Consider the following 22,449-nt stretch of genomic DNA (forward strand, 5'->3'; position numbering starts at 1 on the left):
CAACGCTCCCTTCCTGCCCCGAATCAGGGGCACCCGGTGCGGATCAGTCAGCCACGTGCAAACCAGCCGCGCTGACCGCCGCTCATGTCCGGCACCAAATATGTGCCGGTCTCCTCCGTGTTGACCCCGACACGGTGATGGAGGTCCCACTTCTCGCCCTGGAAGCCGACCGTCTCACCCAACTCGGCAGACGCCACGAGCACAATGCTCGCGGGCAACCCTCCCCCACGGCCGCGGGGGCCTCGAAAAGTTCCCCATACTCGCGGCCGACCGCGCCGGGCGCCGCCGCGCCCGGCACGATCAGCCAGCAACGCGGCGGTACCCGCCATCGTCTTGCGCCCAGCGCCCTCACCGGCGAGACGCGCCGTCGCCACCACCAGGCCAGCCAACCCGGCCGGCCCGAGCCGCCGATGGCGTCCCCATTGGAGGCGATCCGAATCAGCTCGCCGCACCCACCCACAGTCACCAACAACAGCTTCTTCCACCCACTCCATAATGGCCCGTCAAGCCCCGGGTTTGATGGAGAGTTGGTCAGCTGGTTTCAGGGGTGCGGTGACCGGATGGGACATCGCGTGGAGTGCCCGTGTCCGGCGGCTGGGGACGTGTCCGAGTTCGCCGTGCAGGTCGAGTCGGCCTGGACCGCGGTGCTGGTGTTGCCACCAGCCCGTTTCTCCAGGCCGCTCGCCGAACCCACCGTGCGCCCCCGCCCTCAACCACACCCAGGGCCACACGCATCTCGACCAACAGTTCCTCGTCACCCGACGTGCTCACCCAAACACCTCCCTACCATCTCACGGCTGAACCGAAGCGCCGGTTCACGCTCGTGCAGTGGCTGTCAGGCACCGACCCGGCGATGCGCGGCACAGCACGGGACGCTCGCCCGACGCCTCGCGCACCCGGTCGCCCGCCGACTGGGCTGCGCCAGCATGACCTGGCGCACCTGCGGGCCGACGGCTACGGAGTCTGGCTGGAGGACGGGCGGTGCCTACGGTTCCTGGTGCACGTCGATTCGGGACCGGTTGGCGATGCTGTCGCCGAGCGTGAGAAGCGGTCGTCGGGACTTGGTGGGCTGCTGGCCGGGTACCGGCGTACCGACCGGGCGGTTCCGGTAGGAGCGGTCTTGGTCATCGCTCAGGACGCCGAGCGTGAAGAGCAAATGCTGGCGGACCTGGGCCGTGAGCCGCTACGAGCGCGGATCGCAGTGACTAGAAGGGAGATGTTGTATCGGCATTGGCCCAATGACCAGGTGTGGAGGCTACCCGAGGACAGCAATGCCAGGCGGCTGACGGACCTTGGGTCCTGATTCTCGGCTCATCCCTCCAAGCCGTTGCGCACGTTGACTCAGCTGCGATCGGTGTTACGGGCGCGGTGCCTTGCCTGCCAGTCGGGTTGCTGCTTCGAACGCCGCTGCCCAGGGGAATGCTCGCTGGCGGTCGTTGCCGCTGCCGGGTGGGTGTGGCTCCCATCCGTCGTCGGTGCCGAGGTAGACCCGTACGCGCTCGCTGCGGAGGCCGGCTACGGCGCGCTGGAAGGGTGCGCGGGCGGCCAGGGCGGCGTTGACGAACGGGACGACCACGGTCGGTACCTGCCGGCCGATCAGTTCCGCGACCGTCGTCATCGCGTAGTTGTCGGCGATGCCGAGCGCAATCTTGTTGAGGGAGTTGTAGGTGGCGGGAGCGATGATGAGCGCGTCCGCGGCGGGGAGGGCGCGGCGGGTGCCGAGGGACGACCGGTAGGTCGACCGGACCGGGTGCCCGGTCAGCCCCAGGGCGAAATTCGAGCGTTGTGAATCGGCAGTCGGAAAAGTATCCCCTCCGGCCGTTCTCCGTGTCACTGTCCCCAAAGGATTGCAGTGGCCTGCGTCGGTGTAATTCCGCAGCAGGGGCCCGACCGTTCCGCAGTGGTGAGGCCCCGGCGACCATGGGGGGAGAACAGGGCCTCACGCTGAATCCCTGTGGGGGATTGGCTGTCAAGGTGGTGGTTGCCTTGACCCCGCCTTCGCGCCGGTGGGTTGGTGCTGCACCGCACAGCCGGGCGAGCGTCAACTTGTGGTTGACGACGAGCATGCGTCAACCTATGGTTGACGCATGACGAATCCTGCCAAGATCCCCCGCGTCGTCCGGCTCGACGACCTGATCGAGGGCATCAAGAAGGCCCACACGGACGCCCTCGACCAGCTCGCGGGCGCGGTCGTGGTCGCCGAACACCTCGGCGACGTCGCCGACCACCTGATCGGCCACTTCGTGGACCAGGCCCGCCGCTCCGGCGCCTCCTGGACCGACATCGGCCGCAGCATGGGAGTCAGCAAGCAGGCCGCGCAGAAGCGGTTCGTGCCGAAGGCCTCCGCCGAGCCGTCGACCCTCGACCCCAGCCGGGGCTTCGGCAACTTCACCCCCCGGGCCCGCAACGTCGTGCTGGCCGCGCAGGAGGCGGCCCGTGCCGCCGGCAATGCCGAGATCCGCCCCGAGCACCTGGTGCTCGGCCTGCTCACCGAGCCCGAGGGGCTCGCCGCCAGGGCGATCGTCGCTCAGGGCGTACCGCTGGAGCGGGTGCGGGAGGCGACCAACGCGACCCTGCCGCCAGCGGCCGGGGAGGTGCCGGCCCTGATCCCGTACGACGCGCGGGCCGGCAAGGCGCTCGAACTGACCATGCGGGAGGCGCTGCGGCTCGGCCACAACTACGTGGGCACCGAGCATCTCCTGCTCGCCCTGCTGGAGCTGGAGGACGGCGCCGGGGTGCTGGCCGGCCTCGGGGTGGACAAGGCCGCCGCCGAGCGCGACGTCGCCGAGGCGCTCGCCACCCTCCGGAAGTGAGGAGGGGCGCTCCCAGGTAGAGAAGGTGCCCCGTCGCACGAAGGCCGGGCGCCCCGAGCGGGGGCGCCCGGCGGTGACCGGGAAGGCGTCAGAGCGGCCGGGGCGTGCGACGTCAGCCGGCGGTGGGGAAGCCGTAGCGGGCGGCGTGCTCCGGGTCGCTCGGGTCGACCTGCCGCAGGCCGGCCTCGGCCAGCCGCTTGTTGACCTCGTCGAGCTGCTCGCGGACCAGCCGGGCCTCCTCCTCGGTGACCCGCCCCCGGTGCGGCTTGCCGGCATGCTCGATGGTGCCGTAGTCCACCTTCTCGGCACTCCTGCGGGCCTTGGGCGGGCGGACCCGCTCGGCTGTCTTCAGCAGCTGGGCCATGGGCACGTCGGTGGCCATCGCGTCGAACTCGCTGGCGGTCAGCACCACCCGGCGCGGCTCCCCGCCGCCGTGCCGGTCGTGGATCTCGACCACCGCGACGTCCAGCGCCGCGTCGTCGATGCTCTCGATCTCGACCGGGGTCGCGTCCAGCTGCACGGGCCCGGCCACCAGGTCGGGGTGCTCCAGCACCACGACGCGGACCGCCTCGTCGTCCGGCCCCAGTGGGGTGCCGCTGAAGTCGGAGACGTGGATCGTCTTCTTGCCCATGCGCGGAGCTTCTCCTGTCGGTGGCGGGATTCGGGACCAGAAGAACCTACCCGACAGGTGTGCGAAAACCCGGACCGGACCGACCGGGTGTGTCGCCCTCCCGGCGCCGACCGGTGCGGCCGGCGTACCGGCCGGGCCGGCCCGTGATGCGGCCCGCGACGGGCACGGGCTGGCCCACCCGCGCCGGTTCGGGCTCGCCTGCCACCTCGGCGTGGTCACCGGCCTGCCCGCGATCGGGGTGGGCAAGACGCCGCTGGTGGGCCGGTGGGAGCCGCCGGGCCCGGAGCGCGGCTCGTGGTCGCCGCTGCGCGACGGCGACGAGGTGGTGGGCCGGGTGCTGCGCGCTGAGTTGCCCCTTCCCGCCCGCGCCGGCAACAGATACCGCCCGCTCCGGCAACAGATACCGCGTAACGCGGCGCACCTCCGGCGCGCTCGACCAGCTGGGGGTGTCCGGACCCGGTAGTAACCTGACCGGCGGACCCCGGGCGGGGAGGAGGACGAGGTGACCATGGCGGTACGTCGGCAGGCGACGCGGATCGCGGCGGTCTGCGTGATGCTGGGCGGCCTGGTGGCCGTCGGGGCCTCGCCGGCCCTCGCCGACGGCGACTCGGTGCGGGTGCGGGCCGCGAGCGCGTTCACCCCGGGCGGCTCACCCGGGGCGGTCTCGCTCGAGGTGCGCCGTCGCAGCGAGGGCTGCGTGATGGTGCGCTCGACGCTGGGCCTGCGGCTCGCCGGCCTCGCCGCCGACCAGGTCTCCGTCCAGTTCCCGACGGGCGGCCGCTGGTGGCCCGTGCCGACCGGCGGCGCCGGGGGCGTGGTGAGCACCCAGCAGGTCACGCCGGCGAACCCGACGCTGTGCAAGGGCAGGAGCGTCACGATGCGCTACCGGGTGGCCTTCCATCCCGGCGCCCCGGCCGGCCGGCTGACGGTCGTCGGCGAGGCGACCAACGCGCGCGGGCAGACCCTCGGCCGGGACGCCACGGCGGCCCGGGTCGCCGAGGGGAGGCGGACGCCCAGCCCGTCGCCGACCCCGAGCCGTCGGCCGTCCCCGACGGTGGCCCCGACCGAGGAGGCGCGGCCCGACGCGGGCCCGACCCTGGCCGCCTTCGGCGGCCAGGCCGGCGCGGCCAGCACGCTCGCCGCCGAGGAGGGCTCCGGGGGCAGCTCCCTGTTCATGCTCGTCGGCCTCGGCCTGGTTGTGGTCGGCGCCGGCCTGATCGTGCTGCTGGTCCGCCGGTCACGCGTCGACCGCGAGCAGGCCGACGGCGGCGGTCACCACCAGGGCGTCCCGCAGCCGCGCGGTCCGGGCGGCACCACGTACCGGGCGGGGGCGGGCGCGCCGCCGTACGCCGGTGGGGCGCCGTCCGGCGGCGTGTACGGCCGGCCGGCGGGAACCCCGTCCGGCTCCGTGTACGGCGCGCGACCGGCCACGCCGGTCACCCCGCCGGCCGGCGGCAGCGTGTACGGCGGCGGCACCACGTACCCGGCGCAGGGCGGGGCGACTCCCGCGGGCGGCGGCACCACGTACCCGGCCGGCGGCGTGCCGCCCCGGCAGGACGGGCCGGGGCGCGGGCCGCGCCGGGGCACGCGCCGACCTCGGGCGGTGGGGCGCCGGCCGGCCCGGTCTCCGGTCCGCCGGCCGGCCCGGTCTCCGGTCCGCCGGCCGCCGGGCCGGACAACCCGCCGGCGCCGGCGGGCGGCGACGCGACGACGATCATGCCCCGGCTGCCCGACTGATCCGGGGCGCGGCGGGGCGCTCCGATACGCTCAGGTGCGTTGACGACTGCGGCCAAGGAGCGAAACCGGTGTCTGATCTGTCCCAGATCGTGAAGGCGTACGACGTCCGCGGGACGGTGCCGGACCAGTGGGACGAACGGGCGGCCGAGGCGCTGGGCGCCGCCTTCACCCAGATGCTCGCGGCCACCGGGGAGGCCGGCGACGCCGTCCTGGTCGCGCACGACATGCGGGCCAGCGGGCCGGGGCTGGCCGAGGCGTTCGCCGCCGGCGTGCGGGCCGAGGGGCGCGCCGTGATCGAGCTGGGCCTCTGCTCCACCGACATGCTCTACTACGCCTCCGGCACCCTCGGGCTGCCCGGCGCGATGTTCACCGCCAGCCACAACCCCGCCAAGTACAACGGCATCAAGATGTGCCGCGCCGGTGCCCGCCCGATCGGGCAGGACAGCGGCCTGGCCGACATCCGCAACCGGGCGCAGGCGCTGCTCGACTCGGGCGCGCGCCGCCCGGCCGGCGAGCCGGTGCGCCCGGCCGAGCGGCGGGACCTGCGTCCCGAGTACGCCGCCCACCTGCGCGGGCTGGTCGACCTCACCGGCATCCGGCCGCTGAAGGTCGTCGTCGACGCCGGAAACGGGATGGGCGGCTGGACGGTGCCCAGCGTGCTCGGCGACGCCGTGCTGCCCGCGCTGCCGCTGGAGATCGTCCCGCTCTACTTCGAGCTCGACGGCACGTTCCCCAACCACGAGGCCAACCCGCTGGACCCGGCGAACCTGGTCGACCTCCAGCGCGCCGTCCGGGAGCACGGCGCCGACCTGGGGCTGGCCTTCGACGGCGACGCGGACCGCTGCTTCGTGGTGGACGAGCGCGGCGAGCCCGTCTCCCCGTCGGCCATCACCGCCCTGGTGGCGGTCCGCGAGCTGGCGAAGTACCCGGGCGCCACGGTGATCCACAACCTGATCACCTCCCGCGCCGTCCCGGAGATCATCCGCGAGCACGGCGGCGAGCCGGTGGTGGCCCGGGTGGGGCACTCCTTCATCAAGGCCGAGATGGCGCGGACCAACGCCATCTTCGGCGGGGAGCACTCGGCCCACTACTACTTCCGGGACTTCTGGTTCGCCGACACGGGGATGCTGGCCGCCATGCACACCCTCGCCGCGCTCGGTGAGCAGGGCCTCCCGCTGTCCGAGCTGGCCGCCCGGTACGAGCGCTACGTCGCCTCCGGCGAGATCAACTCGACCGTGCCCGACCAGGCGGCGAAGGTCGCCGAGGTGCGGGCCGCGTACCCGGAGGCGGCGGCCGACGAGCTGGACGGGCTCACCCTGTCCTTCCCCGACGGTGCCTGGTTCAACCTCCGCGCCAGCAACACCGAGCCGCTGCTGCGGCTCAACGTCGAGGCCCCCACCGCGGAGCGGATGGTCGCGCTCCGCGACGAGGTGCTCGACCGGGTTCGCCGTTAAGATCGCCTGCGCCGGTCGGCACCGCCGGCCGCCGACCCGCACCCGTGGAAGGAGCCGCGCCGTGGCCCTGGACCCGCAGTTGCTCGAGATCCTCGCCTGTCCGGACACACACCACGCCCCGCTGGACTACGACGCGCAGGCGCAGACCCTGACCTGCACCGAGTGCGGGCGGATCTTCGAGGTGCGCGACGACGTGCCGGTGCTGCTGCTCGACGAGGCGCGCGGCGGACCCGCGCAGCAGCGGTGATGGAGGGCACGGCCGGGGTCAGCGGGCACCGGCACGCCGACGAGTCCCTGTTGGACGACGCGGACGCCCTCGCCGAGCGCGATCCGGGCGGGATGCTGCGGTTCACCGCCTCCGCCGGGGCGCAGGTGCGGGAGTCGGCGGCCCTGGCGGCCGAGGCCAACCTCTCCGCGCTCGCCGACGAGGGCCGGCCGCGAGCGGTCGTCATCGCCGGCATCGGCACCGCCGGGCGTACGGGGGACGTGCTGGCCACCGTCGCCGGGCCGCGCTGCCCGGTGCCGGTCATCCCGCACCGCAGCGCCGGGGTGCCCGGCTGGGTGGGCGCCGCCGACGTGGTGATCGCGGTCAGCGCGTCCGGCCGCAGCCCCGAGGCGCTCGGTGCCGCCGAGGCCGCCCACCGCCGGGGTGCCCGGCTGGTCGCCGTCGGCGCGCCGGACTCGCAGTTGCAGTCGGTCGCCGAGCGGGCCCGCGCGCCGTTCATCCCGGTGCCCCGGCGCGCGCCGGCCCGGGCCAGCCTGTGGGCGCTCACCGTGCCGGTCCTGCTCGCCGGCCGTACGCTCGGGCTGGTGAAGGTCAACGAGGCGGACCTCGCCGAGACGGCGGCGCGGCTCGACGCGGACGCCGACCGGTGCCGTCCCACGGCCGAGTCCTTCGTCAACCCGGCGAAGTCGCTGGCCCTCGGGCTGGCGGGCTCGATCCCGATCGTCTGGGGATCGTCGCCGCTGGCCGCCGTCGCGGCCCGCCGGTTCGGCGACACCCTGTCGGCCAACGCCCGCTACCCGGTGGTCACCGGGGCGCTCGGCGAGGCCGGCCGGGGCCGCGTCGGCCTGCTCGACGGCGTCTTCGGCGGGCTCGCCGAGGGGGAGCGGAACATCTTCGCCGACCCGGGCGAGACCGAGGACGGCGCCACCCGGCTGCGGGTGGTGCTGCTGCGCGACGGCGGGCTCAACCCCGAGGACGACGCCGACGAGCCCCTCGCCGTCGAGGAGCGCCGCGCCGACGCCGTGCAGACGCTGGCCGAGCGGCGCGGGGTGCGCTGCGACGTCGTCACCGCCGAGGGCGGTTCCGCGCTGGAGCGGCTCGCCTCGCTGCTGGCGGTGCCGGACTTCGCCTCCGTCTACCTCGCCCTGGCGCACGGACTGGACCCGATGGCCGTGCCGGCCGTCACCGAGATGAAGGAGCTGGCCAACCAGTGAGCGCCAACGGCGGCACCAAGGCGATCGTCGCGGCCCTGCTGGCGAACGTCGGGATCGCGGTCACGAAGTTCGTCGCGTTCCTGCTGACGGGTTCCTCGTCGATGCTGGCCGAGTCGATCCACTCCGTGGCCGACTCGGGCAACCAGGGCCTGCTGCTGCTCGGTGGGCGCCGGGCGAAGCGGACCGCCACCCCGGAGCACCCCTTCGGGTACGGGCGGGAGCGCTACATCTACGCGTTCATCGTCTCGATCGTGCTGTTCAGCGTCGGCGGCCTGTTCGCCCTGTACGAGGCGTACCACAAGTGGTCGCACCCGGAGGCGATCCACAGCTGGCAGTGGGTGCCGGTCACCGTCCTGGTCGTGGCGATCGCGTTGGAGGGCTTCTCCTTCCGCACCGCCATCAAGGAGTCCAACCACATCCGCGGCAACCAGTCCTGGGCGCACTTCGTCCGTCGGGCGAAGGCGCCCGAGCTGCCGGTGGTGCTGCTGGAGGACCTCGGCGCCCTGGTCGGCCTGGTGTTCGCGCTCTTCGGCGTCGGGATGACCCTCGCCACCGGCAACGGCAGGTGGGACGCCCTCGGCACCGCCATGATCGGCGTCCTGCTGGTGACCATCGCGTTCATCCTGGCGGCCGAGACCAAGAGCCTGCTGCTCGGCGAGGGCGCCGAGCCGAAGGACGTGGCCGCGATCGAGCAGGCGGTCACCGCCGGCCCGGAGGTCGAGCGGATCATCCACATGAAGACGCTCTACCTGGGCCCGGAGGAGCTGATGGTGGCCGCGAAGATCGCGGTGCCGCCGTGCGAGACCGCGGAGGACCTGGCCCGGGGGATCAACGCGGTGGAGGCGCGGATCCGCGCGGCCGTGCCCCTCGCCCGGGTGATCTATCTGGAGCCGGACATCTGGTCGTCCGCCGCCGCGCAGGCCGGCACGGGCGCCGCGGCGCACACCCAGCCGGCGGACGCGGGCGGCGGGCCGGGCGTGACGCCCAGGCAGGCGGGGAGCTGACGTGGAGCTGCTGTACGGGCCGATCCGGGACTACGTCTGGGGCTCGCGCACGGCGATCGCCGGGTTGCAGGGGCGTCCGACGCCCAGCCCGGGCCCGGAGGCCGAGCTGTGGCTGGGCGCCCACCCGGGCGCACCGGCCACCGTGCGCCGCGACGGCGCGGCGGTGAGCCTGGTCGACCTGCTGGCCGCCGAGCCGGGGCACTGGCTCGGCGGGCGGCTCGTCGAGCGGTTCGGTCCCCGGCTGCCGTTCCTGCTCAAGGTGCTGGCCGCCGACGCCCCGCTGAGCCTCCAGGCCCACCCGGACGCCGAGCAGGCCCGCGCGGGGTACGCCGCCGACGCCGCCCGCCCCGAGGGCGAGCGCAACTACGTGGACCCGCACCACAAGCCCGAGCTGCTTGTGGCGCTGTCGCCGTTCGACGCCCTCTGCGGGTTCCGCGACCCGGCGGAGTCGGCCGGCGCGCTCGCCGCGTTCGGCGTACCCGAGCTGGGGCCCGTGGTGGGGGCGCTGCGTGGCGGCACGGCCGGGCTGCGTGAGGCCGTACGGCTGCTGCTGAGCTGGCCGGCGGCGGAGCGGGCGGATCTGGTGGTGGCCGTCGTGGCGGCCGAGGCCGACGGGCCGGACGCGGCGCTGGCCCGGGACCTGGCCGCCCGCTACCCGGGTGACCCGGGAGTGCTGGTGGCGCTGCTGCTCAACCGGGTCCGGCTCGCGCCCGGGGAGGCGATCTGGATGCCGGCCGGCAACCTGCACGCCTACCTGCGCGGCACCGGTGTGGAGATCATGGCCGCGAGCGACAACGTGCTGCGCGGCGGGCTGACCCCGAAGCGGGTGGACGTCGACGAGTTGCTGCGGGTGCTGCGCTTCGAGGTGCTCGACGACCCGGTGGTCGCGCCGCTGCCCGTGGCGCCGGGGGTGGTGCGCTGGCCGGTGCCGGTCGACGACTTCGCGCTGCACGGGGTGCGGGTGGACGGCCCGGAGTCGCCGGTCCGGCTGGCCGTGCCGGGGCCGCGGGTGGTGCTCTGCCACTCCGGGCGGCTCTCGGTCGACGACGGCACGGGGACGGTGGCCCTCGCCGCCGGGCAGGCCGCGATCGGCCCCGCCGGCGCCGGCCCGCTCGTCCTCGCGGGGGCGGGCGAGGGGTACGTGGCGACGGCCGGCCTGACCTGACGCGCCCAGCGCGACGGCGGGCCGGTGTGCCCCCGTGTCGGGTCCTGACCGGACGGCGACCCCGGGCGGGACGGCCGTTCGAGCGCCCGTTCGGGGGCCCGGCAGGACGCGGCGGGTCGGCGCGTTTCTGCGGCCACGCGCGTCCGGTGTCCGGCCACCGCAGGAGCGAGTCGGGAATTCCCGAAATAGCTTGACGCGTCGGTGGCTGAGTGTGACTCTATGGGTGCGCAGCGTTATCACGACGAAGGTCCGAGAGCGCGCGGGGAACCAAACCGGGGGGATGCACGGGGTGGCCGGCCGGTGGACGGAGAGTCCGTTCACCGCCGACCGCCCCGTGCGCTGTCCGCCTCCGCGCGTAATGTGGAAGGTCGCGCAGCACTTCGTCCGACAGGAGCTTCCATGACCAGCACCCTCCCGGCGGCCACCAGCGGCAAGCCGTCCGAGGCCCGGCCGAGCACCCTCGCCGAGGGCGACTACAAGGTGGCGGATCTGTCTCTCGCCGAGTTCGGGCGCAAGGAGATCCGGCTCGCCGAGCACGAGATGCCGGGCCTGATGGCGATCCGCCGCGAGTTCGCCGAGGCGCAGCCCCTGCGGGGCGCCCGGATCACGGGCTCGCTGCACATGACGATCCAGACCGCCGTGCTGATCGAGACCCTGGTGGCGCTCGGCGCCCAGGTCCGCTGGGCGTCCTGCAACATCTTCTCCACCCAGGACCACGCCGCCGCCGCGATCGTCGTCGGCCCCGACGGCACCCCGGAGGCCCCGGCCGGCGTCCCGGTCTACGCCTGGAAGGGCGAGACCCTCCAGGAGTACTGGTGGTGCACCGAGCGGGTGCTGACCTGGCCCGACGGGCAGGGCCCCAACATGATCCTCGACGACGGCGGCGACGCCACGCTGCTCGTCCACAAGGGCGCCGAGTTCGAGAAGGCCGGCGTGGTCCCGCCGGTCGAGTCCGCCGACTCGGAGGAGTACGCGGTCATCCTCGAGCTGCTGCACCGCTCGCTCGCCGAGGACGGCCAGCGCTGGACCCGGATCGCCGGCGGCATCAAGGGCGTGACCGAGGAGACCACCACCGGCGTGCACCGGCTCTACGAGATGCACCGCAACGGCACCCTGCTCTTCCCGGCCATCAACGTCAACGACTCGGTGACAAAGAGCAAGTTCGACAACAAGTACGGCTGCCGCCACTCCCTGATCGACGGCATCAACCGGGCCACCGACGTGCTCATCGGCGGCAAGATGGCCGTCGTGCTCGGCTACGGCGACGTGGGCAAGGGCTGCGCCGAGTCGCTGCGCGGCCAGGGCGCCCGGGTCGTGGTGACCGAGGTCGACCCGATCTGCGCTCTGCAGGCCGCGATGGACGGCTACCAGGTCTCCACCCTGGACGACGTGGTCGAGCAGGCCGACATCTTCATCACCGCCACCGGCTGCTTCGACGTCATCACCAACGAGCACATGGCCCGGATGAAGCACCAGGCCATCGTCGGCAACATCGGCCACTTCGACAACGAGATCGACATGGCCGGCCTGGCCAAGCGGTCGGACGTCACCCGGGAGAACATCAAGCCGCAGGTCGACCTCTGGAAGTTCGACGACGGCCACGCCATCATCGTGCTGTCCGAGGGTCGCCTGCTGAACCTGGGCAACGCGACCGGCCACCCGAGCTTCGTGATGTCGAACTCGTTCGCCAACCAGACGATCGCCCAGATCGAGCTGTTCACCAAGACCGACGAGTACCCGGTCGGGGTCTACGTGCTGCCGAAGCACCTGGACGAGAAGGTCGCCCGGCTGCACCTCGGCGCGCTCGGCGCGAAGCTGACCACCCTGAGCAAGGAGCAGGCCGCCTACCTGGGCGTCCCGCAGGAGGGGCCGTTCAAGCCGGAGCACTACCGCTACTGAGTCACCCCCGAAGGGGGCCCGGGTCGAGGACCGATCCGGGCCCCCTTCGCGTACGCGGGACCCGCGGCCGGGTGACATTCGCGGGAACGACTTGACGAGTTCCCGGATGAGGAGGAAGGTATGGCTGCCCTAAGTTAACCGAGGCATGCCTAACCGATCACGGAGTTCTGATGCTCGCCACGTACCTCATCGGCCTGCGGGAGGGGCTGGAGGCCACCCTCGTGGTGAGCATCCTGGTCGCCTTCCTCGTGAAGTCGCAGCGCCGGGACCGGCTGCCCCACGTCTGGGTCGGTGTCGCCGCCGCCGTGGCGCTCTCCGTGCTGTTCGGCTGGCTCATCGAGTTCACCTCGACCTCGCTGCTGTCCGACAGCGGGGACCGGGAACTGTTCGAGGCGGTCACCTCCGTCGCGGCGGTCGTCTTCGTCACCTGGATGATCTTCTGGATGCGCCGGGCCGCCCGGACGATCGCCGGCGAACTGCGCGGCAGGCTGACCGACGCGCTGGCCGTCGGGTCCGTCGCGGTGGCCGGCATGGCCTTCCTCTCGGTGATCCGCGAGGGCCTGGAGACGGCCCTCATCTTCTACTCCGCGGCCCAGGGCGCGGCCGCGGACAGCGGCCCGCTGCTGGCCCTGGCCGGTGGCATCGTCACCGCCGTGGCGATCGGCGTGGGCCTGTACTTCAGCGCCCTGAAGATCAACCTGTCGAAGTTCTTCAGCTGGACCGGGGCGCTGCTGATCCTGGTCGCCGCCGGCATCCTCAAGTACGGCGTGCACGACTTCCAGGAGGCCGACGTCCTGCCCGGCCTGCACGACCTGGCGTTCGACATCAGCGCGGTCCTCGACCCGAGCACCTGGTACGCCGCCCTGCTCGCCGGGATGTTCAACGTCACCCCCGCGCCGAGCGTCCTGGAGACGGTCGCCTGGGTCGCGTTCGCCGTACCGGTGCTCGTGCTCTTCCTGCGCCGGCCCGCGTCGCCGGCCCGACCCGCCCCGGCCGGCGCCACCGGGTCCACCGCCGGGAGCGGGCCGCTGCCCGCGTCGCCGCGCGCCTGACCTGACGAGGAGAAACTGCTGATGCGTACCACCCGCTTCGTGGTGCTCGCCGCCGCCGGCGTGCTGGCCACCACCGGCGTCGCCGCCTGCGGCGGCGGGAAGGACTCCGACCGCGGGACGGCCGACGGTGGCGTGGTCACCGTCAAGGCCACCGACACCGCCTGCGAGGTCGCCCGCACCGAGCTGGCCGCCGGCCAGACCCGGTTCAAGGTGACCAACTCCGGCGCCAAGGTCACCGAGTTCTACGTGTACGCCGCGGGCGACCGGGTGATGGGCGAGGTGGAGAACATCGCCCCCGGGCTCAGCCGCGAGCTGAACGTGGAGCTGCCCGCCGGGACGTACGAGACGGCCTGCAAGCCCGGGATGAGCGGCAAGGGCATCCGGGGAGCGCTGAAGGTCAGCGGCACCGCCGCGACCGTCGCCCCCGACGCCGCGCTCGCCGAGGCGACCGCGAGCTACCAGCGGTACGTCAACAGCCAGACCGCCGCGCTGCTGACGAGGACCGAGGAGTTCGTGGCCGCGGTCAAGGCCGGCGACGTGGCCAGGGCCAAGGCGCTGTACCCGGTGGCCCGCACCTACTGGGAGCGGATCGAGCCGGTCGCGGAGAGCTTCGGCGACCTCGACCCGAAGATCGACGGCCGGGAGGAGGTCGTCGAGGAGGGCATGGAGTTCACCGGCTTCCACCGGATCGAGAAGGACCTCTGGACGACCGGCGACGTCAGCAAGGACGGCCCGATCGCCGACCAACTGCTCACCGACGTCAAGGCCATCGTGGCGAGGGCGAACGCGGAGAAGCTCACCCCGCTGCAGCTCGCCAACGGCGCCAAGGCGCTGCTCGACGAGGTCGCCAGCGGGAAGATCACGGGTGAGGAGGAGCGGTACTCGCACACCGACCTCTGGGACTTCAACGCCAACCTGGAGGGCTCGAAGGCCGCGATCGCCGCGCTCCGCCCGGCGCTGGAGCAGCGCGCGCCCGACCTGGTCGGCGCGCTCGACCGCGAGTTCGCCAACGTGGAGACCGCGCTCGGCCGGCACCGCGACGGCGACGGGTGGAAGCTGCACACCGCGCTGAGCGAGGCGGAGCTGAAGGAGCTGTCGGACCGCATCAACGCGCTGGCCGAGCCGATCAGCAAGGTGGCCGCCGCCGTCGCCCGCTGACGGCCGGCCCGACGAGACCCACGACCGACTGCGGAGGAAGCGGCATGACCGGGAACATGTCCCGACGGCGGGCGATCGCGCTCGCCGGGGCCGGAGCCGCCGGGGTGGCCGGCGTCGCCGCCGGTGCGGGCGCGCTGGTCCGCGTCGCCACGGAGCACGCCTCGGCCGACCCGGGCGCGGCGTCCGGCGCCGTGCCGTTCCACGGCGAGCACCAGGCCGGCATCACCACCCCGGCCCAGGACCGGCTGCACTTCGTCGCGTTCGACGTGATCACGAAGGACCGGGCGCGCCTCGTCGAGCTGCTCCAGGAGTGGACGGCCGCCGCCGCCCGGATGACCGCCGGGAAGGACGCTGGCGTCCTCGGCGCGGTCGGCGGCGTGCCGGAGGCCCCGCCGGACGACACCGGCGAGGCGCTGGGGCTGCCCCCCTCGCAGCTCACCCTCACCGTCGGCTTCGGCCCGACGCTGTTCCGCGACGCGCAGGGCAGGGACCGGTTCGGCATCGCCGACCGGCGTCCACCCGCGCTGGCCGACCTGCCGCACTTCGCCGGGGACGCGCTGCGGCCGGAAATCTCCGGCGGCGACCTCTGCGTCCAGGCGTGCGCGAACGACCCCCAGGTGGCGGTCCACGCCATCCGCAACCTCGCCCGGATCGGGATGGGCGTGGTGAGCGTCCGCTGGTCCCAGCTCGGCTTCGGGCGTACGTCGTCGACCTCCCGCGACCAGGCGACCCCGCGCAACCTGTTCGGGTTCAAGGACGGCACCGCCAACCTCAAGGCCGAGGACGCGGGGCTGCTGCGCGACCAGCTCTGGGTGCAGCCGGGGGACGGGCCGGACTGGATGACCGGCGGGTCGTACCTGGTCACCCGGAAGATCCGGATGCTGATCGAGACCTGGGACCGCAGCCCGCTGGCGGAACAGGAGCAGATCGTCGGGCGGGCCAAGGGCACCGGGGCGCCGCTGGGCAGGACCGGCGAGTTCGACGACCCCGACTTCGCCGCCAGGGGCGACGACGGCCAGCCGGTGATCGCCGAGACGGCGCACGTACGGCTCGCCCACCCGGCGCAGAACGACGGCGCGCACCTGCTGCGCCGTGGCTACAACTTCGTGGACGGCTCGGACGGGCTGGGCCGCCTCGACGCCGGGCTGTTCTTCATCGCCTACCAGCGCGACCCGCGCCGGCAGTTCGTGCCGACCCAGACCCGGCTGTCCCGGCAGGACGCGATGAACGAGTACCTGCGGCACGTCTCCAGCGGTCTCTTCGCCTGCCCGCCGGGCGTGCGCGACGGCGGCGACCACTGGGGGCGGGCGCTGTTCGCCTGACCCGGGCGGCCCCGGCGTGCCGCCCTGGCCCCGCGCTGTCCTAACCCCGCGCGTGCCGTCCTGGCCCCGCGCCGCCCTAACCCCGCGCGTGCCGTCCTGGCCCCGCGCCGCCCTAACCCCGCGCCGTCCTGGCCCGGCGCGTGCCGGCCCGATCGGCGCCGGCTGGCGGCGGGCGCGCGCGTCAGTCCCCGGGCCGGGCGGACGGGATGGCGGGGCGCAGCGCCGTGCCGTCGGACCGGACCGGCTCGGCCTCCGGCGGCGTCGGGGCCAGTTCGGGCCAGAGCGCCGCGGTGAGCGTCCGGGCCCGGTACAGCCGGTGGGTCGCCCGGCGGTGCCGCTCGGCCAGCACGTCAGCGCCGACAGGCAGAGCGCCAGGACCAGGGCGAGGACGGCCTGCGGCACCAGGTCGAGCAGCAGCGCGAGCACCCGGGAGCCGATCCGGGCGGCCCGTACGTCGAGCTCCACGGCCTCCCCGCTGATCAGGCCGGCGTCGAGCACCTCCCCGACGGTGAGCGGACGCCTCGGGAGCACGGCTGTCGGGCCGACGTCTGGCACGCGTACTCCTGGAGGACGGCTGGCGGTGGCCGCCGGCTCGCGGCACCCGCACCGATCATGGTGACACCGCCGGCCCCCGACGGTGGACCCGCACGCCCCCGGCGTCGGCGTGGCCCGCTCCGGCCGCGGTTACGGCCACGGGTCGCGCCGGGGGGCGCGGTGGACGTACGGTGAATGGTCATCCGGCACCACCGTCGCCGGGTGACGCCCAGCCCGGCCGGCCCGCAGCCACGGCCCGTTCCGGGCGACGCCGATTCCACCGAATCGAACGGGGATGGAAATATTAATCCCATGAGAGCCCGGGTACTGGTGGTCGACGACGACCCCGCGCTCGCCGAGATGCTCGGCATCGTGCTGCGCAGCGAGGGTTTCCTGCCCTCGTTCGTCGCCGACGGGGAACGGGCCCTGGCCGCGTTCCGCGAGAACCGGCCCGACATCGTCCTGCTGGACCTGATGCTGCCCGGGATGAGCGGCATCGACGTGGCCAGGGCGATCCGGGCGGAGTCCGGCGTGCCGATCGTCATGCTCACCGCGAAGAGCGACACGGTCGACGTCGTTCTCGGGCTGGAGTCGGGCGCGGACGACTACGTGGTGAAGCCGTTCAAGCCGAAGGAACTGGTGGCCCGGATGCGCGCCCGGCTGCGCCGGGGCGAGGACGCGGCCCCGGAGATGCTCACCATCGGGCCGCCCGGCAACCAGATCACCATCGACGTGCCCGCCCACACCGTCAGCCGCAACGGCGAGGAGGTGAAGCTGACGCCGCTGGAGTTCGACCTGCTGGTCGCGCTCGCCCGCAAGCCGCGTCAGGTCTTCACCCGAGAGGTGCTGCTGGAGCAGGTCTGGGGCTACCGGCACGCCGCCGACACCCGGCTGGTGAACGTGCACGTGCAGCGGCTGCGGGCCAAGATCGAACCCGATCCGGAGCGGCCCGAAATCATCCTCACCGTGCGGGGCGTGGGCTACAAGGCGGGTACCGGATAGCCTGGTCACACCGTGACCACATCCCCGGCGTCCAGCCCTCCGCCCCCGGTCACCCGCCGGCCGCCCGCCGTGCGGGAGCTGTGGCGTGCGCTGGCGGGGCGGGTGGCCCGGCTCGCGGCCGGCACCCGCGCGACCTGGCGCCGCTCGTTGCAGCTGCGGGTGGTGACCATCACGCTGGTCACCTCCAGCCTGCTGGTCGGCGGGTTCGCGTACCTGATCGCTGACAAGATCACAAACATCCTGTTGGAGAACGCCGAGACCGACGTCCAGGCGCGGCTGAGCAGCGGCAGCGACTACGCGGCCAAGCAGCTCAGCCTCTACAGCCAGCCGCAGGAGGCCCAGCTCCAGGAGACCATCGACGGCACGGTCAACTACCTGGCCGGCGGCGACCCGCAGCAGACCAGCGGGGTGGTGGTGGGCATCGCGGCCGAAAAATACGCCGGCATCATCAAGCCGCGCTTCTCGCCCGACGTCGAGGTCGGGCCGCTGATCAGCCGGGAGCTGCGGGCCTCGGTCGCCGCCGGCAACATCGCCAGCCAGATCCGCACCGGCGAGCTGGCCGGCAAGCGGACGAAGTACCTCGTGTACGGCTCGCCGGTGCCGACCCAGTTCGAGGAGGGGGTGCAGCTCTACTACCTCGTCCCGCTGACCCGGCAGGACGCCGCCGCCCGTGACGCCCGGGCCACGGTGTTGGCCACCGGGGCCGCCCTGGTGCTCCTGCTCGGTCTGCTCGCCGCCCTGGTCACCCGGCTGGTGGTGTCCCCGGTCCGGGTCGCCGCCCGGACGGCCCAGCGGCTCTCCGCCGGCCTGCTGGACCAGCGGATGGCGGTCAACGGCGAGGACGACCTCGCCCTGCTGGCCGCCTCGTTCAACCAGATGGCGACGAACCTGCAACGGCAGATCCTCCGGCTGGAGGAGATGTCCCGGCTGCAGCGCCGGTTCACCTCGGACGTCTCGCACGAGCTGCGTACGCCGCTGACCACGGTCCGGATGGCCGCCGACCTGATCTTCGCCGAGCGGGACGCGTTCGACCCGGCGGTGGCCCGCAGCGCCGAGCTGCTCCAGGCCGAGCTGGACCGGTTCGAGGAGCTGCTCACCGATCTGCTGGAGATCAGCCGGTTCGACGCCGGGTTCGCCATGCTGGACGCCGAGCCGACCGACCTGGTGCCGGTGGTGCACCGGGTCGTCGACCGGCTGGCCGGGCTCGCCGAGCGGGTCGGGGTGCCCATCGAGCTGGACCTGCCGGACGCCCCCGTGATCGCCGAGGTGGACCCGCGCCGGGTCGAGCGGGTGCTGCGCAACCTGGTCGGCAACGCCGTCGAGCACGGCGAGGGCAAGCCCGTGCGGATCACCCTCGGGCAGGACGAGACGGCGGTCGCGATCACCGTCCGGGACCACGGAGTGGGGCTCAAGCCGGGGGAGGAGAAGCTGGTCTTCAACCGGTTCTGGCGGGCCGACCCGTCCCGGGCGCGGCAGACCGGGGGCACCGGCCTCGGCCTGTCCATCAGCCTGGAGGACGCCCGGCTGCACGGCGGCTGGCTGGAGGCGTGGGGCGCGCCCGGGCAGGGCGCCCAGTTCCGGCTCACCCTGCCGGCCCGTGCCGGCGACCGGCTGACCACGTCCCCGCTGCGGCTGGTCCCCGCCGACGCCACCCTGCCCTTCGGCGGCCCCCGCCACGGTGGCCTGCTCGCCATCGGCCCCGGCCCCGGGGGAGCCCTCACCGTGGCGCCGGTGCCCGGAGCCGACGACCGCGCGGAGGTGGGTTCGTGAGACGGCGCCCCTGGTTCGCCGGCGCGCTCGGTGCGGCGCTGCTGCTCACCGGGGTGGTCGGCTGCGGTATCCCCGGCGAGTCCGAGGTCAGGGTCGACGGGCAGGTCAGCGCCGCCAGGCCGGGCTCGTCGAGCTACCGGGGGGACGAGCCGCCGAACCGTACGGCCACCGTGACCGACCGGGTGGAGTACGTCGAGAACTTCCTCCTGGCTCCCGCCGGCGAGGCGGACAAGGCGTACGAGCGGGTGAAGCCCTTCGTCGCCCCGGAGAATCGCGCGCAGGTCCAGGCGAAGCCGGCCAGCGAGGTGACTTTCAACGTGGTGCGGCTGCTGGAGACGCCGGTCATCACCGACACCACCGACGGCACCAAGGTCACCCTCCGGGTGCAGCAGATCGGCCTGCTGCGCGCCGACGGCACCCTCGTGCCGCCCGTGTCCACCGACACCGAGTACCAGTTCGGGCTGCGCGCGGCGCAGGAGGACCGGCCGGAGCTCGGCTGGTACGTCACCGATCCGCCGCCGAACGCGCTGCTGCTCAGCGACAACGCGCTGCAGCGGTACTACCAGGCCCACACCATCTACTTCTGGAACACCGACCGCAGCCGGCTGGTGCCGGACCAGCGTTACCTGCCGCGGGCCGTGCCGGACGAGCGGCGGGTGACCGAGGTGGTGCGGTGGCTGACGGCCGGGCCCTCCGAGTGGCTGCTGCCCGGGACGACCCGACTGCCCGACGGCACCCGGTTGATCAACAACGCGACCGGTGCGGACGACCAGTGGGAGGTCAACCTCGACATGCCCGTCGACGTCGGCGAGGCGCGGGTGGAACAGTTCCTCGACCAGCTCGCCCTGTCGCTGCCCGAGCTGAACGGCCGGCTGGAGCTGAAGATCCACAACCAGTCCCGGGAGACCATCGACGACCTCGCGGCGCACCGGCTGGCCCACCCGGCGTACCCGATCAGCGGGGACCCGCTGCGGTTCTGCGTCTACGACAGCGCGGTGCATCCGCTCGCCGTCGACCCCGACGAGGCGAAGGGCCCGGTGCCCATCGCGCCCGAGGCGAACAGGGACGTGGTCTCGGCCGGACTCAGCCGGTCCCGCGACGAGGTGCAGGCCGCCCTGGTCACCGCCGGGGCGGGCCAGCGGCGGCAGCGGCTGGCCGTCGGCGCCGGCCCGGCGCCGGTGGCCGACTTCCGGCGCAGCCCCGGGGCGTACGCGTCGATGGGCCGCCCGGTCTGGTTGCGCTCGGCCAACCCCGAGCGCCCTCAGGGGCTGGTGGTGGCCGACGGGAAGCTCTACCGGTTCGACGTGAACGCCCAGCTCAGGACGGTGCCGCTGAGCGTGGAGGGCAAGGTGACCGCGGTGGCCGCGTCGCTGGACGGGCACCGGATCGCGGTGATCGTCAACGGCGCCCTGTACGTCGCGGCGGTCAACACGGACGGCGGGGTGGTCTCCGTGGGGCCGGTCCGCCGGCTCGTCACCTCGCTGACCGACCTGTCGGCCGTCGAGTGGGCGCGGGAGAACACCCTGTACCTGGCCGGCTCGGCGGGCCAGCCGGCGGTGTACGAGATCAGCGTGGACGGCGCGCTGGAGACGGCGCTGAAGAAGAACGTCGGGGCGCGGGTGACCCACATGTCGGCGTACCCGATCAACGCGGTGGTGCCGTTCAACGCCGCCAACCTGATGTACGAGGCGAGCGGGGTGGCGTACTGGAACAGCAACCCGCACGACAAGATCAAGCGCGAGCAGGTGCCGGACCTGACGCCGCCGCCCGCGGGGGTCCAGGTCGGCGAGCCGACCGCGCCGTTCTTCCTCTACTGAGGCCCGCGTGCGCGGCGTCGGCGGGCTCTGGGCGGATCTGACCGACCTGGTGCTGCCGGCGGAGTGCGCGGGCTGCCGGGACCGGGCGGCCACCCGGCACGGGTTCTGCCCCGGCTGCGTGGCCGCCCTCGATGCGCTGCGCCCGCGGCCGGCCCGTCCGACCCCGGCGCCGCCCGGCCTGCCGCCCTGCGTGGCTCTCGGCCCGTACGCCGGGCCGCTGCGCGAGGCCCTGCTGGCGTACAAGGAACGCGGCCGGCACGGGCTGGCGCGTCCGCTGGGCGGGCTGCTCGCCGACGTGGTGGCCGAGGCGCTGGCGCCGGGCCCGGCGGGGGAGGTCCTGCTGGTTCCGGTGCCCGACACCGCGGCGGCGGCCCGCGCCCGGTACGGCGACCACCTGGGCCGGCTGGCCCGGCACGCGGCGACCCGGCTGCGGCGGGCCGGCTGGCCCGTGCGGGTGGTGCGACCGCTGCGCGCGCTGCCCCGGCCGGACTCGGTCACCCTCGACAGCGCCGGGCGGGCCCGGGCCGCGGAGGCGGCGTTCCGGCCCGGCCCGGGCTCGCCGCCGCTCGCCCCCGGGGCCGCGCGCCCCGGGCGGCGGTGGTGGTGGTGCTCGACGACATCGTCACCACGGGCGTCACCCTCGCCGCGGTGAGCCGGGTGCTGACCGCGAGCGGGCTCTCACCGACCGTCGCCGCGGTGCTCGCCGCGACGCGGAAGCGTCGGCCGTTGTGACCCTTCGTGTTTCCATTTCACCCGTAGGTGTATGGGCTGGGAAGAATCCCGGGCCTTTCCTGCGACTTGGGGTGACTGGTGAGGCGTACAGGGGTTAGCGTTTCCATGTCGGGGGTAGGAGGGGCAATCCCATCCACCGCCGGCGGTGAGAGGAGGCGTAGCCGTACTGACCCGGTCGACGCCTGAACGCGGGCCTCCCCGCGGGCGAGCCGACCGGGATTTCCGGATCGAACGACCGTCCGAACAAGGGAGGTCACGTGGACATCGTGGTCAAGGGCCGCAATGTCGAGGTCCCGGATCATTACCGGGTGCATGTAGCCGAGAAGCTCGCGAAGATCGAACGCTACGACCACAAACTAATTCGCGTCGATGTCGAGTTGTTCCACGAGCGCAATCCGCGCCAGTCCGACCATTGCCAGCGGGTCGAGATAACGTGCGTCTCGCGGGGCCCGGTGATCCGGGCCGAGGCGTGCACCAGCGATTTCTACAGCGCGCTCGACGCCGCGATCGCCAAGCTGGACACCCGCCTGCGCCGGGCGGCGGACCGCCGCCGGGTCCACCGCGGCCGGCACGCGCCGATCTCCGTCGCGGCGGCCACCGCCGACCTGCCGGTCGCCGGTCTCGACCAGCCGGCGGGCGCCCTCGCCCGGCGGCACGGCACGGCCACCGCCGTCGCCGAGCGGTTCGAGGAGGACGAGTACGACGACCAGCCCTGGCACATCGCCCGGGCGAAGGTCCACCCCGCCGAGCCGATGACGGTCGACGACGCGCTGTTCCAGATGGAACTCGTCGGGCACGACTTCTACCTGTTCCACGACAAGGAGTCCGGCCGCCCCAGCGTCGTCTACCGCCGCCACGCCTACGACTACGGCATCATCTCCCTCGACGCCTGACCCCTGACCGGCCTCCCCGCTGGCCC

The 22,449-nt window shown here is 73.7% G+C and carries 19 protein-coding genes and 2 pseudogenes; 17 read left to right on the forward strand and 4 right to left on the reverse strand.

Going from position 1 to position 22,449, the window contains the following annotated elements; genetic code table 11:
• Window positions 1-47: 47 nt before the first annotated feature.
• Both JD77_RS32870 and JD77_RS17575 read right to left on the reverse strand, forming a co-directional pair.
• A complete protein-coding gene (locus tag JD77_RS32870) occupies window positions 48-197 on the reverse strand; it encodes a hypothetical protein (protein WP_211372591.1) in 150 nt (49 codons plus the stop codon).
• Window positions 198-1,357: 1,160 nt separating this feature from the next.
• Window positions 1,358-1,834 carry a flavoprotein gene (locus tag JD77_RS17575; protein WP_246140723.1) on the reverse strand — a complete coding sequence of 159 codons (477 nt, stop codon included), beginning with the start codon at window positions 1,832-1,834 and terminating at the stop codon, window positions 1,358-1,360.
• Window positions 1,835-2,087: 253 nt separating this feature from the next.
• Between JD77_RS17575 and JD77_RS17580 the strand changes: the two genes are divergently transcribed.
• Window positions 2,088-2,813 carry a Clp protease N-terminal domain-containing protein gene (locus JD77_RS17580; protein ID WP_145775326.1) on the forward strand — a complete coding sequence of 242 codons (726 nt, stop codon included), beginning with the start codon at window positions 2,088-2,090 and terminating at the stop codon, window positions 2,811-2,813.
• A 112-nt stretch (window positions 2,814-2,925) separates the two neighbouring features.
• Here JD77_RS17580 and JD77_RS17585 read toward each other — a convergent pair whose 3' ends face one another.
• Complete coding sequence (locus JD77_RS17585; RefSeq protein WP_145775327.1) at window positions 2,926-3,444, reverse strand: hypothetical protein; 519 nt, start codon at window positions 3,442-3,444, stop codon at window positions 2,926-2,928.
• Window positions 3,445-3,601: 157 nt separating this feature from the next.
• Between JD77_RS17585 and JD77_RS17590 the strand changes: the two are divergent.
• From JD77_RS17590 to efeB, 11 genes and pseudogenes are all read left to right on the forward strand, one after another.
• A pseudogene (locus JD77_RS17590) lies at window positions 3,602-3,793 on the forward strand (endonuclease V); the annotation flags it as partial.
• A gap of 153 nt (window positions 3,794-3,946) precedes the next feature.
• Entirely contained in the window at window positions 3,947-5,224 is a 1,278-nt protein-coding gene (locus JD77_RS17595; RefSeq protein ID WP_211372592.1) for a hypothetical protein, read from the forward strand.
• Window positions 5,225-5,249: 25 nt separating this feature from the next.
• Window positions 5,250-6,635: a phosphomannomutase/phosphoglucomutase gene (locus JD77_RS17600; RefSeq protein ID WP_145775328.1), complete on the forward strand. Its 1,386-nt coding sequence runs from the start codon at window positions 5,250-5,252 to the stop codon at window positions 6,633-6,635.
• Window positions 6,636-6,696: 61 nt separating this feature from the next.
• Window positions 6,697-6,882, forward strand: coding sequence for a Trm112 family protein (locus JD77_RS17605; RefSeq protein WP_145775329.1), 186 nt, complete (start codon window positions 6,697-6,699; stop codon window positions 6,880-6,882).
• The gene (locus tag JD77_RS17610; RefSeq protein ID WP_145775330.1) at window positions 6,879-8,075 is read left to right on the forward strand and encodes an SIS domain-containing protein; all 1,197 of its coding nucleotides are present in this window, start codon (window positions 6,879-6,881) and stop codon (window positions 8,073-8,075) included. Before JD77_RS17605 ends, JD77_RS17610 begins: the two co-directional genes overlap by 4 nt.
• Window positions 8,072-9,079: a cation diffusion facilitator family transporter gene (locus tag JD77_RS17615; protein ID WP_145775331.1), complete on the forward strand. Its 1,008-nt coding sequence runs from the start codon at window positions 8,072-8,074 to the stop codon at window positions 9,077-9,079. Before JD77_RS17610 ends, JD77_RS17615 begins: the two co-directional genes overlap by 4 nt.
• Window position 9,080: 1 nt before the next feature.
• On the forward strand, window positions 9,081-10,244 hold the full coding sequence (gene manA, locus JD77_RS17620) for a mannose-6-phosphate isomerase, class I (RefSeq protein WP_145775332.1): 1,164 nt from the start codon (window positions 9,081-9,083) through the stop codon (window positions 10,242-10,244).
• Between the two features lie 399 nt (window positions 10,245-10,643).
• Entirely contained in the window at window positions 10,644-12,143 is a 1,500-nt protein-coding gene (gene ahcY, locus JD77_RS17625) for an adenosylhomocysteinase (RefSeq protein WP_145775333.1), read from the forward strand.
• A 170-nt stretch (window positions 12,144-12,313) separates the two neighbouring features.
• Window positions 12,314-13,195, forward strand: a complete 882-nt coding sequence (efeU, locus tag JD77_RS17630) for an iron uptake transporter permease EfeU (RefSeq protein ID WP_145775334.1) — start codon at window positions 12,314-12,316, stop codon at window positions 13,193-13,195.
• A gap of 21 nt (window positions 13,196-13,216) precedes the next feature.
• On the forward strand, window positions 13,217-14,353 hold the full coding sequence (efeO, locus tag JD77_RS17635) for an iron uptake system protein EfeO (protein WP_145775335.1): 1,137 nt from the start codon (window positions 13,217-13,219) through the stop codon (window positions 14,351-14,353).
• Between the two features lie 44 nt (window positions 14,354-14,397).
• Window positions 14,398-15,675, forward strand: coding sequence for an iron uptake transporter deferrochelatase/peroxidase subunit (gene efeB, locus JD77_RS17640; RefSeq protein WP_145775336.1), 1,278 nt, complete (start codon window positions 14,398-14,400; stop codon window positions 15,673-15,675).
• A 181-nt stretch (window positions 15,676-15,856) separates the two neighbouring features.
• On the opposite strand, the gene JD77_RS32200 is transcribed toward efeB, so the two are convergent.
• Entirely contained in the window at window positions 15,857-16,024 is a 168-nt protein-coding gene (locus JD77_RS32200) for a hypothetical protein (protein ID WP_170286470.1), read from the reverse strand.
• Window positions 16,025-16,521: 497 nt separating this feature from the next.
• On the opposite strand from JD77_RS32200, the gene mtrA reads away from it, so the two are divergent.
• The 5 genes and pseudogenes from mtrA (at window position 16,522) to hpf (ending at window position 22,423) form a co-directional block, all read left to right on the forward strand.
• A complete protein-coding gene (gene mtrA, locus JD77_RS17645; protein ID WP_145775337.1) occupies window positions 16,522-17,211 on the forward strand; it encodes an MtrAB system response regulator MtrA in 690 nt (229 codons plus the stop codon).
• Between the two features lie 12 nt (window positions 17,212-17,223).
• Window positions 17,224-18,981 (forward strand): MtrAB system histidine kinase MtrB, encoded by a 1,758-nt coding sequence (gene mtrB / locus JD77_RS17650; protein ID WP_145775338.1) that lies wholly within the window; start codon window positions 17,224-17,226, stop codon window positions 18,979-18,981.
• On the forward strand, window positions 18,978-20,798 hold the full coding sequence (locus tag JD77_RS17655) for an LpqB family beta-propeller domain-containing protein (protein ID WP_145775339.1): 1,821 nt from the start codon (window positions 18,978-18,980) through the stop codon (window positions 20,796-20,798). Before mtrB ends, JD77_RS17655 begins: the two co-directional genes overlap by 4 nt.
• Window positions 20,799-20,805: 7 nt before the next feature.
• A pseudogene (locus JD77_RS17660) lies at window positions 20,806-21,530 on the forward strand (ComF family protein).
• A gap of 257 nt (window positions 21,531-21,787) precedes the next feature.
• Window positions 21,788-22,423 (forward strand): ribosome hibernation-promoting factor, HPF/YfiA family, encoded by a 636-nt coding sequence (hpf, locus tag JD77_RS17665; RefSeq protein WP_145775340.1) that lies wholly within the window; start codon window positions 21,788-21,790, stop codon window positions 22,421-22,423.
• The last annotated feature ends 26 nt before the right edge of the window (window positions 22,424-22,449 follow it).

The organism is Micromonospora olivasterospora (genome assembly GCF_007830265.1).
Taxonomy (GTDB): domain Bacteria; phylum Actinomycetota; class Actinomycetes; order Mycobacteriales; family Micromonosporaceae; genus Micromonospora; species Micromonospora olivasterospora.